The organism is Larkinella terrae (assembly GCF_009668025.1).
Classification (GTDB): Bacteria; Bacteroidota; Bacteroidia; order Cytophagales; family Spirosomataceae; genus Larkinella; species Larkinella terrae.
On the sequence record NZ_WJXZ01000015.1, the window covers coordinates 131,609 to 144,458 of the forward strand.

The 12,850-nt window shown below is 46.2% G+C and carries 8 protein-coding genes; 4 read left to right on the forward strand and 4 right to left on the reverse strand.

What is annotated here, in order from left to right; translation table 11 throughout:
- Positions 1-2 precede the first annotated feature (2 nt).
- The 4 genes from GJJ30_RS29810 to GJJ30_RS29825 form a co-directional block, all read right to left on the reverse strand.
- Entirely contained in the window at positions 3-1,976 is a 1,974-nt protein-coding gene (locus GJJ30_RS29810; protein ID WP_154178893.1) for a KUP/HAK/KT family potassium transporter, read from the reverse strand.
- A gap of 42 nt (positions 1,977-2,018) precedes the next feature.
- On the reverse strand, positions 2,019-3,248 hold the full coding sequence (gene rodA, locus GJJ30_RS29815) for a rod shape-determining protein RodA (RefSeq protein WP_154179067.1): 1,230 nt from the start codon (positions 3,246-3,248) through the stop codon (positions 2,019-2,021).
- Between the two features lie 84 nt (positions 3,249-3,332).
- The gene (gene mrdA / locus GJJ30_RS29820) at positions 3,333-5,303 is read right to left on the reverse strand and encodes a penicillin-binding protein 2 (RefSeq protein WP_154178894.1); all 1,971 of its coding nucleotides are present in this window, start codon (positions 5,301-5,303) and stop codon (positions 3,333-3,335) included.
- A gap of 110 nt (positions 5,304-5,413) precedes the next feature.
- Positions 5,414-6,451 carry an SMP-30/gluconolactonase/LRE family protein gene (locus GJJ30_RS29825; RefSeq protein WP_154178895.1) on the reverse strand — a complete coding sequence of 346 codons (1,038 nt, stop codon included), beginning with the start codon at positions 6,449-6,451 and terminating at the stop codon, positions 5,414-5,416.
- Between the two features lie 871 nt (positions 6,452-7,322).
- Here GJJ30_RS29825 and GJJ30_RS29830 point away from each other — a divergent pair.
- The 4 genes from GJJ30_RS29830 to GJJ30_RS29845 are packed head-to-tail and all read left to right on the forward strand — an operon-like array spanning position 7,323 to position 12,831.
- Positions 7,323-10,154: a GumC family protein gene (locus GJJ30_RS29830; protein WP_154178896.1), complete on the forward strand. Its 2,832-nt coding sequence runs from the start codon at positions 7,323-7,325 to the stop codon at positions 10,152-10,154.
- A 47-nt stretch (positions 10,155-10,201) separates the two neighbouring features.
- Positions 10,202-11,659 (forward strand): lipopolysaccharide biosynthesis protein, encoded by a 1,458-nt coding sequence (locus GJJ30_RS29835; RefSeq protein ID WP_154178897.1) that lies wholly within the window; start codon positions 10,202-10,204, stop codon positions 11,657-11,659.
- A gap of 8 nt (positions 11,660-11,667) precedes the next feature.
- A complete protein-coding gene (locus GJJ30_RS29840) occupies positions 11,668-12,210 on the forward strand; it encodes an acyltransferase (RefSeq protein ID WP_154178898.1) in 543 nt (180 codons plus the stop codon).
- A 9-nt stretch (positions 12,211-12,219) separates the two neighbouring features.
- Positions 12,220-12,831 carry an acyltransferase gene (locus GJJ30_RS29845; protein ID WP_154178899.1) on the forward strand — a complete coding sequence of 204 codons (612 nt, stop codon included), beginning with the start codon at positions 12,220-12,222 and terminating at the stop codon, positions 12,829-12,831.
- Positions 12,832-12,850 lie beyond the last annotated feature (19 nt).

A 12,850-nucleotide genomic window follows, 5' to 3' on the forward strand; every position in this document is an offset into this window, starting at 1 on the left:
CTTTATTCAGTAGGATGGTTTCGGTGGTTGCCCTTTGGGTGTACCCGCCGAAGCCGTACCATTTCGGCCCGGCGCACGATCAGTGGAACCTGCTCCGTTGTAACGTTTTGCGTATCAATCCCGTAGGCCCTTTCGTCGGCCAGACTAAGGCGTTTCAGGCCGAAATATCCGTTCATGATTAGCTTATCAATAAGACTCAGTTCATTTTCGTAAGACAAAAACCGGTTGACGATAATAAACCGGAAGTCGCCAATGAAGTTCGGATGCGTGTCCAGCGGGCGGTATTTCGGATTTAGCTGAACTTCCTGATTACGAACCAGTTCTTCAACTACCTTCCGAAACAGCAGACTAATTCGCGGCTGTACGCGGAAGCCCAGCCGGAAGGTGATCCGCACGACGTCTTCCGGTTCCAGAATGTCCACGACGTATTCAACCGTATAGGGATCGTCGACCAGTTCAACGTGGATGAGCCAGAAAACCTCGGCGCGTTTGGGCTGCCCTTCCAGAATGGAATCGATGATGTGTTCTTCGACCAGTTGCGGGTTGGCGGAGGACGTCAGATAAACCAGGTTGGTGGCATATTTGGGAACACTTTCGTCGTTACTCAGCTGCTTCAGAATCGGCAGGTGGTCGCGCAGACTCACGTAGCTCGTGAGCCGCCGTTTGATTCGGCTGCCGTAATACCAGATCAGCATAATGCCGACGATCACGGAGCCCAGCAGCAGTGACACCCAGCCGCCGTGTGAGAATTTGCGGAGATTGGCCGCTAGAAAACCGCCTTCGATCGCCAGGTAAATGGTTAGCAACACGCCAACAATGAACAGGTTGACGTGACGCACATACAGGTACATTCCGAGCAGTAAGGTCGTCATCAGCATGGTCAGATTGACCGACAGCCCGAAAGCAGCTTCCATGTTTTTCGATTCCTTAAAATACAAAACCACCGCAAAACAGCTGACCATCAGCATCCAGTTCAGGGCCGGAATGTATACCTGCCCACGAATGTCCGAAGGGAAAACGATCCGCAGTTTGGGCAGCAACGTTAACCGAAAAGCTTCCGACACCAGCGTAAACGTCCCGCTGATCAGTGCCTGACTGGCGATGATCGTTGCCAGCGTGGCAATTCCGATGCTCGGCAGCAAAAACCAGTCCGGCACCAGCCCAAAAAACGGGCTCCGGTTTCCCAACGGCGCTCCTTCATGACCCAGCAACCACGCAGCCTGCCCCAGATAGCAAAGCATCAGGCAGATTTTGACCAGAATCCAGGAAACCTGGACGTTTTTCCGACCAACGTGTCCCATATCAGAATAAAGCGCTTCGGCTCCGGTCGAGCAAAGGAAAACGCCCCCCAGCAGCCAGAAACCTTCTGGAGTCCGGGCAATCATTTCATACGCATAATAAGGATTCAGGGCCCGAAAAACAGCGGGGTTCTGGATAATCTGGGCAAAGCCCAACACGCCAATCATGGTGAACCAAACCATCATGACCGGGCCAAAAGCTACACCCAGGACTTTCGTACCCGCCTGCTGAGCCACAAACAGCACAAGCAATATGGCCAGGACAATTGGTACGACGGGGAGCTTGGGGTACAACGGCAGCAGGCCCTCGATGGCTGACGAAACGGAAATGGGTGGGGTAATGACGCTGTCGGCGATCAGGAAACTACCGCCAGCAATGGCCGGAAACAACAGCCATTTGGCATACCTGCGAATCAGGGTGTAGAGTGAAAAAATGCCGCCCTCCCCATTGTTATCGGCCCGTAGCGTAATCAGTACGTATTTGAGCGTGGTCTGGAACGTCAGCGTCCAGAAAATGGCCGAAGCCCCGCCCAGCGCCAGGTCCTCGGTGATGACCCGATCTTCAATAATAGCGCGGTAGGTGTACAAGGGCGAAGTTCCGATGTCGCCAAAGACAATCCCGACGGCCACCAGCAAACCGGCTGCGGTCAGTTTATCCAGATTTGAATGTTTGCTCATGCGTTAAAAATGCGTCATATTCGTTCAAACCCGAAAAAAGGACTACCGGGTAAACATTCCTACCCGGCGGGAATCCAGTTTTAAAAAAATGAAAAGCAAAATGGAAAACGACCACAGCGACGAACCGCCGTAACTGAAAAACGGCAACGGAATTCCGATCACGGGCATTAAACCGATGGTCATGCCGACGTTGATCATGAGGTGAAAAAAGATGATTCCGGCCACTGAATACCCATAGACCCGGGCAAACCGCGTTCGCTGTTTTTCGGCCAGCAGCACAATACGGCACAATAGGACAACGAACAGACTCACCACGATCAGGCTTCCGATAAAACCGTGCTCCTCGCCGATTGTACAGAAAATAAAGTCGGTGCTTTGCTCGGGCACGAAATCGAGTTTGGTCTGCGTCCCTTCCAGAAAACCCTTGCCCTGCAACCGTCCGGAGCCAATGGCAATTTTGGCCTGCGTCACGTTCCAGCCCGCGCCCAGCGGATCGGCGGCCGGATTGATCAGGACTTTGATGCGGTTTTGCTGGTGTTTCTGGAGAACGCTGTTCACGAAAAAATCGACACCTGCCACAATGGCAATCATCGAAACCGCCGTAATACCAATTACCATTACGTTCTGAAACGAACGCTGGTAGCGCGGAGTCAGGAAAAAAACGAGCAATCCCAATGCGACAATTCCTGCAAAAAGAAAGAGCTTGGGCACAATCAGCGTCAGGATAAACAGCGTAACGATCACGATGGCAATCAGGGGATAAACGCCCGGCAAGCCTTCGCGATACAGCATAATAATAAAGGACGCGAAAACCAGCATCGAACCGGTTTCGTTCGACGCGATGATGAGTACGGCCGGTAGTGCAATGATTCCGGCACACCAGAGCTGGTCTTTCAGTTTGGTCAGGTTGACGTTCGGATAATCGATGTAACGGGCCAGCGCCAGGGCGGTCGCCAGCTTGGCAAACTCGGCGGGCTGAATGGAAAAAGCGCCAATTTTAAACCAGGACCGCGAACCGTTGATGTTCGACCCCGCCACCAATACCAGCAATAAAGCCAGAATCGTGGCCCCATAAATGACAAAAGCGAAGGTGTCCCAAAACCGGTAATTGATCACCAGAATGGCAATAATAAGCAAAACCGTGGTGCCGATCCACATTAACTGTTTACCAGCGTTGGTCGACATATCGAATAGATTCGTTTGGCTTTCAGGACTATACACCGCTGCGTATACATTCAGCCAGCCCATCAGCACACAGGCGATGTACAGCATGAGTGTTACCCAATCAATGTTTTGCGTAATCTGCGGTTCTCGGGAAACCAATGGAATAAGAAATTATGAATATTGAACGATGAATTAATTTCCGTTGGTGGTTGCGGGGCGCGATGCCAGCGATTTTGTTTCCACCGGGACAGGCGTTGGCAGCTGTGGTATCGTTTTGACGATCAGCGGTTTTGCCGCACTATCCTTCGGCATTTCATACTTTTTAGGAGCGGGTTTCTTGGGTAAGGTAACGGCGGGCAGGTAATTGGACTCTTTCACTTTCTTGTCGAGCGCATGGTTGTCGACCCGCCTTTTAATGTATTTTTCGATCACCAGTGAGGCCACGGAAGCGGCAGCAATACCGCCCCAGCCCGCGTTTTCGACAAAAACCGCAATGGCAATTTTTGGGTTTTCGCGCGGAGCAAAAGCGACGAAGATCGAATGGTCTTTTCCTTTTTTGTTTTGCGACGTACCGGTTTTTCCGCAGATCGTAATCCCCGGAATGTTGGCGGCCATTGTGGTTGTACCGTGCTCAACGGCGCCCTGCATGCCCTCGGCGAGTACTTCAAAGTGATGCGGATCGATGCCGACATCGTGTTTTTCCAGGTATTTGGGATCGATTCCTTCGCCCGGTTTGCCAATACCGCTCACCAGGTGCGGGGTATAAAACCAGCCTCGGTTGGCAACGATGGCGGCCACATTCGCCATTTTCAGGGGATTGATCAGCAATTCACCTTCGCCAATGCTGAGCGAATAAACCGTCGAAAATTTCCAGTGGTTTTCGCCGTACATGCGATTGTAATAGTCCGCATCCGGCAAACTACCCTTCAACTCACCCGGCAAATCGACGCCCAGTTTCTGGCCAATTCCGAATTTCGACACCATGTCGTGCCAATGGTGCAACCCCATCGCCGACGCCTTAAAGGTATTCCGCTCGTTGTTGTTATAGAGCAACCGCCGGAAAACGTGGTAGAAATACGGATTGCAGGAATACTGAACCGCTCCCGCCAGGTTTAAGCGACCCGAACGGTTGCAGTGGCACTTCATCGGCGAACCCGCGTGGCTGAAAATCGAACTGGGTGCGACCGCGCCATCCTGCAGGGCCACCATCGCCTGAATCAGTTTGAAGGTCGAACCAGGTCGGTAACTCGCCATCACCGGGCGATTGATCAGCGGTTTATAGGGATTTTTGGCCAGTTTCGAGTAGCTTTTGGAGAAAAACCGGCTCGATAACGCATTCGGATCGTAGGTCGGGGCCGAAACCATCGCCAGAATCTGGCCCGTCGAAGGCTCAATGGCCACCACGCTGCCGACTTTATTCTGCATCAACGTATCGGCATATTGCTGAATTTCAACGTCAATACCGGTATAGAGGTTTTTGCCCGCCACCGCCAGCGAATCAAAAGCGCCATTTTTCCAGGAGCCCTTGACAACCTGATGCACGTTCTGCATCACGAATTTAACGCCCCGTTGACCGCGCAACACCGCTTCATACTGCTGCTCCAAACCGCTCCGGCCAATGTAATCTCCCTGCCGGTAGTAGGGCGTTTCCTGTTCGTCCAGCTGCTTCTTGCTGATTTCACTGACGTAGCCAAGCGCATTTGCCAGGGTATGGGCCGGATAGGTTCGCATCGAACTCGTCACGTGCTCGAATCCGCGATAATCGACCAACGCATCCTGAATCCGGGCAAAATCCTCTTTGGACAATTGCCGCAGAAATAACGACGGTTTTACGTAGGAATACGACTTCGCATTGTTCATGATGCTGTCGAACTCCGAACGCTCCAGTTCCATCAACCGGCAAAAAGCCGCCGTGTCCGGAATCTGAACCTTTTTAGGCGTTACGTACAGATCGTAAACCGGTGTATTATAGACAATAAATTTCCCATTCCGGTCATAAATCTGACCGCGATAGGGAATTTCAATGACTCTTTTAATGGAGTTACTCGACGATTCCAGGGAATAACTGTCATCCAGGATTTGCAGGTAAAACAACCGCGCCAGATAGACCAGTCCAACCAGACAGAAAACGCCGATGACAATGTATTTTCTGTTCTCAATCATAAAAACATAACCCGGAAATCCCCGCTACACATTTCTTACAACTTAATTACAAATATAACGAGATAAGAATTAGGAGTTATGAAATCTGAATGAAGAATTATGCACTGAAGTTAAAGCCCTTTGGTTAGCGTTTTCACCCGGATCAGGTACATATCGGCCGTGATGTAGAGCGTCGAACCGTCGTCGCCGAACGCGCAGTTGGCGGTCGCTACCCCGGTACGGAGACGCCCCAGTAACTTGCCCGGCCCATCGGCCCGGTCGGGCGCAATGACCAGAATACCGCCCGGTCCGCTCGTCCAGACCGTTCCGTTTTTATCGACTTTCAAGCCATCGGGCAGGCCCGGCCAGTTTTGTTTCACGCCCTCGGTGGCGTCGTAAAAAATCCGGCCTTTGCCCACCGTTCCGTCGGCCTGCACGGGATACGCCATGACGTACGGTTTTTCCGGATCAGACTGAGCGATATAAAGTGTTTTTTCGTCGGGCGAAAACGCAATGCCGTTGGGTCGGGTCAGGTCGCTGATAATCAGCGTCACTTTGCCGTCGGGCGCTACCCGATAAACGCCGTGGATGTCGAGCTCGCGGGTCTTGGTATCTTTTTCCCGGCCCGGCAATCCGTACGGCGGATCGGTGAAATAAACGCTGCCGCTGGAATGCGGAGCCACGTCATTGGGACTATTGAAACGTTTACCGCCATAGTTATCGGCCAGGGTTTTCTTGCCCCCCGAAACCCCGTTCAGCACCAGCGCCGAAATCCGCCGGTCGCCGTGTTCCGCCGAAATCAACCGCCCTTTGGCGTCCAATGCCAGGCCATTGCTCCCCGGCTCACCCCCGTAATCGGCGACGCCCGTGTAGCCTGACGGTTTCATGAATACCTTGCTTCCCTCCTTTTCCGTCCACTTGAAAACCGTATTCTGGGGAACATCCGAAAACAACAGATAACTGCCGGTGTTGCCCGAACCTTTTACCCAAACCGGCCCTTCGGACCAGTCGAAACCGGATGCGAGCACTTCCAGTTTGGCGTCTTTGGACAGCAGTGCGTCCAGTTTCGGGTCCAGTCGTTCAATAAAACCGATGGATGGGTACGGCGTTTGCGCCATTGCCAGGCAACTGCCCGCCATCAACAGGACCGACAAAACACTTTTTTTCATGGGGTTCGGTAAGGCTTAAGGGTTTGGTGGGCAAAATACAAAATTATACCAAGATCTAGTGGCTCGTCAGTACCTGAGTTTCCATCGCTAAGCGGTCGCCAAACCGGCCCTTTCCTCTTGAGTGAAGGTGGCAATTGTTTACAATTCGCAGAAAATCAAAATTCTTTACAAAAGTATAATTAACTAAATAGCATTTACTCAGCTTATGAACAGAGAATAGTCAAGCTATATTCTGCTATTAAAAATACAATTTACTATGACCACCGTATGACAATTACCTTTATTCCTTCAGCCGCAATGCCATTCGGATTGATCCTGATTTTTAGCCCTCAGCTTATGCCAAACCGAAAAGAGGCCAGGATAATATTTTTGTACTTTACCAATATGCAGAATAGCACCCAAATTATCAGATATTAGTTTTAAACAATTTCAGAATTCACAGACTCAATTTGCTTTATTTAAAATAAATAGCCTAAAATGCAAAATTTAAAGTATTCTATCTAAGAAAAATTACGTATCCAGCACAAAAATTAGATAACTACCTATTACTATATTACAATTTTTCAGAACTATCTAAAATATTTCAATTTTAAAACAATTTAATTTAAAAGGGAAAAATTTGCCCTTGTTAGCACCAAATTTGCTTAATCAACACATGTTACCGTTTCAGAATATTAAGCAACCAATCACAACGATTTTAAAAATGTGATTATACGGTATTTAACAGCTGAAATTCACAAATCTTATCAGATCAATTCAAGTCATTAAGCAACAGTTTAATAGGGCATAATCTGTTTTTTTAAAATCATTCAGCTTTAATTGGCTCTTATTTTATACACCGATTACCAAGGTTTTACAGACAAACTGGACTATGAATACCATACCTTCACAATCCATTCAGATAAAGAAACTGGACATCCACGCGACGATGATGTACTATGCAAAAGCATGGGTCTGGTTTGTAGTTTCCCTTTCAATAGCCATGATTTCGGCTTATTTCTATTATTCTTTTCAGTCTCCTGTTTACCTCGTAGAAGCACGGTTGTTGATTAAGGACGAGAAGAAAGGGATTTCGGAGCAAAGCATTTTGAAGGAGTTGGAAATCTTTACTCCCAAAAAGGTAGTCGAGAATGAAATCGAAATTCTGAAGTCGTTTACACTCATGAACCGGGTGGTCGGTCAGCTCGGGTTGGATGTAAGATACTATAAGTCAACTATTTGGGGCGATCGGGAAATCTACGGCAAGATTCCGGTAAAGATCATTGCCCGAAAACCGCTGGCATCGCTGTACAAGGAAAAAATAAAAATCAAGTTTATCGACAACCAGTCCATTCTGATCGATGGCGAGCAATACCCGATCGGGAAAGACATCAATACCGAATTTGGGCAGCTAAGAGTGATCGCCAACCGCTCCCTTAATTCGTCCATTGATCCCCTAATTTTTAAATTTTCTCCCCGTATAAAAACGGTTAAAGATTACCAGAAAAAGCTGATTGTTGAACCAACAACCAAAGCGTCGACCGTATTAACGCTAGCCATTGAAGATGGCGTCGTTACCAAAGGAGAAGTCATTCTAAATCAACTTGTTAAGGAGTATAATCAATCTGCCATTATCGATAAAAACAAAGCCGCATCCAATACACTCGACTTTGTTGAAAACCGCTTAAAACTTATCTCGAAAGAAATTGCCGTCGTTGAAAAAGACGTTGAAAAATACAAATCAGACGAGGGTATTACCGATCTAAGCAGCCAGGGATCGTTCTTTCTGGAAAAAGTAAAAGAGAATGACGCGTTGTTGAGTGAGGTAAACCTTCAGATTGCCTCACTGGAAGGCCTTGAAAAATATGTGCACAATGCTTCGTCCAACCGCGGTGAAATTCCGATTATCATTGGCTTAAACGACCCGGTTTTGACCGGCCTGATTCATAAACTCGGCACACTTGAGTCCGAAAAAGATCAGTTGTCGCAGACCGTTGGCCCGGCTAACCCCCTGGCCAAAACACTGCAAAATCAAATTGCAATTACCAAAAACAATATCAGCGACAATATCCACACCACCAAAACCATGTTGACAACCAATCGGCGGTTGCTGCATAAAACGAATGCCGATCTCGAAAAACTGGTACGTAGCATTCCTCACAAAGAGCGCGCCCTGCTGAACATTACCCGGCAGCAGGCCATTAAAAACGAGTTGTACACGTATCTTCTCAAAAAGCGCGAAGAAACCGCGCTTTCGTACGCAGCCGCGATTTCAGATAGCCGCACGATTGACATGGCTCTGGGAAGTTCGGAACCCATCAAACCGGTGATGCGAAACATCTTTATTCTGTTCGGTCTGATTGGTCTTTGCTTGCCTGTTGCGCTTTTGGCCATTCGCGATAGCCGGAACAATCGGATCGTTCGTCGTCTGGACGTCGAATCACTCACAAATATTCCCATTATTGGAGAAGTTGTTGAGAGTATGGAAACAGACGGCTTGATAATTAATTCCCAAAACCGCTCTACCATCGGTGAACAAATCCGTACGCTCCGAACCAATATTCAGTTTTTAAGAACAAAGTCCAGCGCCAGCCAGGTAATCCTTTTTACCTCCAGCATCAGCGGGGAAGGAAAATCTTATTTATCGCTTAATCTAGGCGCCAGCCTTTCATTGATCGGGCACCCAACTGTCATTCTGGAGTTTGATATGCGGAAGCCCAAGCTGGAAAAAGTATTGAATAAGCATTCGAAACGGGGATTGAGTCATTACCTCATTAACGAAGCCGAAATAAATGACATTCTGCATCCGATTGATGGCTACAATAATTATTTCCTGTTACCCTGCGGGTCAATACCGCCCAACCCGGCGGAAATTTTAAGCAGTCCACGGTTAGCGCAATTGTTTCAGGAATTAAGAAAACGTTTTAATTATATTCTTGTCGATTCCCCCCCCTGCACGCTGGTAACAGACGCACAACTAATTGCGCCATTTGCCGATATTACCCTTTTTATTGTACGACATAACTTTACGCCAAAAAGCAATTTCAAGGTGGTAGAAAATCTATACACTGAGAACCGTTTCAACAAGATGTATCTGATTATCAATGCTATTACTGACGACGATCAGGCATATTACTACAATTATAACTACGGCAACTACTACACCAGCGAATCGGATGACAATAACCATTTAGATTCACATAAAAATGGTCAGATAGTTTCCGGATTTCTGAAAAAAGTATTTAAAAATAAACCAGCTATCCCTAAAAAGAAAGAGAAGAAAGAACCTGTTCTGCAAGACCTTGATATCATCACCAAAAGTACCAGCTTTACGGAAAATACAGTGAAGTCCACCGTTACATCCCTGGTCGATATCGAACATGTATTGGTAGATAAAACCACAACAGATTCTAAAAAACCGGCACCACCACAACCGATTGCTAATGCCACTCCGGTAAATCAGCCGGATGAATTACCAGCTAAAAAATATAAAGAATTAGCTTATCTGGCCGTTGCAGGAAATTTTACTTCGGAGAATAAAGCGCTTAATCTGTTATGCATTCTGCTTCAGAAAGGATATCAGAACGCATTTATCCTGAATGAAGATGATGCTTATAAAGTAATCGCACTAGGGTCCGACGATCGCAGTGAAATTATCGAATCAATTGAGCACATCAGTAGTATATCCAATTCCAGAGCCCTGGTTCATCGAAATAGAAAATAGATCAGTAAATCCAGAATATTGAATCAAACCGGTAACTGGAATCAAAAATGAGTTCTTTTTATAAAAATTCATTTAGTGGTATTTTACAGTTTGTATTTACATCGTTACTGACGTTTGTAAGTATACCGGTTTTTATTAACAAACTGGGTATCGAAGTTTTTGGGGCGTTTTCAATGATTACCTTGATTGGAAACCTAAATACGTTTGCCAACCTTGGGCTGAACGCAACCCTGATTAAATTCCTTTCGGAGCAGGGAAAATCGAAAGAATCAGGCTACGACATTATTGTGTCTTTTACGATGATAATGGGACTGATTCTTCCCCTGAGCCTGCTAGCAATAGCATGTGAACCGTTGATATTAAAAAACGGGATGGGATTTTCTAATGTACTTTTTGAAAAAGTAAATATCTTATATATATGCGTTATTATTTCTAACATTTTCATATTAGTTGGCCAGTTATTTGTAGCGGTTCTTGATTCTCAACAATACATCTACTTAACTAATTTCTTCCAGGGCGTTTATAGCTTTCTATATTGGGGAGGTAGTATTCTCGCAATTATTTTCGGTTTTGGTTTAACAGGAATTGGAATTGTAACACTAGGGGCCACGTTTATCTGGTTTCTCTTTATTACGATATCCATGTTCAAAAATTGGGGTGCAATCGCATTCGAAGGTGTTCGGAAGAATTTCCGCAGAGTGATGTTTAAGCAACTTTCTCACACGAGTAAAATTTACTCATCCAGCTTGATTAGCTTACTATTTGAGCCATTAACTAAAATTATGGTTTCCCGAATGATTGGCGTAGCCGAAGTTGGTTATCTGGAGATCGCGTATAAAATACGAACTCAATTCTGGAGCTTAATCACCAAAGCAACCTACCCACTTTACCCTAAAATTGCGGCAGAAAACAATATATTCAAGCTTTCAAAACTCATTATTAATTTTCAGATTTTAATTGCTGCCTGTCTGGCCCCAATCATAACATTATTCGTCTTTTTGTTGAAAGATACACTGGCAATCTGGATCGGATCGACAAATCCGGTTGTCATTACGGCAACGCTCTGGATATCGGTTACGTATTTAATCGGTTCTGTTGCCATACCGGTTTACTATTATTTAATGAGTAAACAACACGCCGACAAAACGCTCTGGTTACAGGGTATTAACGTCCTGGTTAATTGTGTTACCATACTGATCTGTTATCAGAAGATGGGAATATTCAGCGCGATCCTGGGAAATTCACTAGCCATTCTTTCATCCTTGTGTTTAAGTATATTCCTGCAAATAAAATACCTGAACAGCGTTCAGATTAACTGGAAAGAAGTCGGAACGTTTTTACTTCTTTTCGTTCTGGGCTGTTTATTTGCATTGATGAGCCAATCTTTTATCAATATACCTGCCCTGCGTATTCTGTCCGGTATTCTGATAATTGTCGGTTTTTACAGCACGGTCGGTTATGCTTACGCACCCCAATTAATGAATGTCTATCGACGACTTAACTGATTTAAGCGATGGGAATGATAAGAAATCTGGCGAATGGAATAGGCATCACTAATGCAATATTTGACTCGTTTCATCCAATCAGCAAAACGATGTTAAGAGGAATTTTATATAAGGCTTACTTGAAAAAATGTGGCTGGGCGACCAGCATTGATAAATACGTAACTATTTTGGGAGCCGATGCAGTAGAAATTGGCAGCTATTGTGGCGTTAATTCATTTGTCCACATATGGGGCCACAACGGCGTTAGTATTGGCGATCGCGTTATGATTGCCTCACACGTTGCTATCACTTCGTTAACCCATGATTATACGGCCGCTAGTATGCGTTTTTCGACTCCCCTTGGCGATAAAATTTTTATTCAGGACGACGTTTGGATTGGCAGCCATGCCGTTATTATGCCCGGTGTCTCCATTGGAAAAGGAGCCGTTATTGGCGCAGGATCAGTCGTCACGAAAAATATTCCTGCTTACGCAGTTGCCATCGGAACACCAGCTCGAATTGTAAAATACAGGCCGTTTCCGATTAAAGATAATACCCCCGTAACTGTTTAATTAATTAAGATGATGGAAAGACTCAGGACACTCAAAACCGCTTACACTAAACAGTTTGTTCAGTGGTACAGCCGTTTTTTGTGTTCCTGGGTTAAGTTTCGGTATCCTAATGTAAACATCGGTAGCAACGTCTCAATCTATGGAAAAATAATTTTCAGAGTGGATAAAACCGCCCAGGTTACGATCGGAAATAATGTCATTTTTCGGTCCAGTACACGTTCAAATTTCGCCGGTATTTGTAAATATACATCCATTTTTGTCGGCAAAAATGCAACGCTTACTATCGGGGATTTTTCCGGATTTTCGGGCGTTTCGATTTATTGTTCGAAAGAGATTAGTATTGGCAGTTATTGCATTCTCGGTGTGAATTCCAACGTATGGGATACGGATTTTCACCCCCTTGATTATAAGCTGAGAAGAACCCAGCTTGATGGAGCAGGACAGTCGCCCATCCGAATTGAGAATGATGTCTTTGTTGGCGGTAATTCAACGCTATTAAAGGGTGTAACGATTGGATCCCGTTCCATTATCGGAACATCCTCTGTCGTTACCAAATCGATACCGGCTGACCAAATCTGGGCCGGTAATCCGGCACGCTATATTCGACAAGTGGCGAATTAACATTTGTTTACTCAACGTT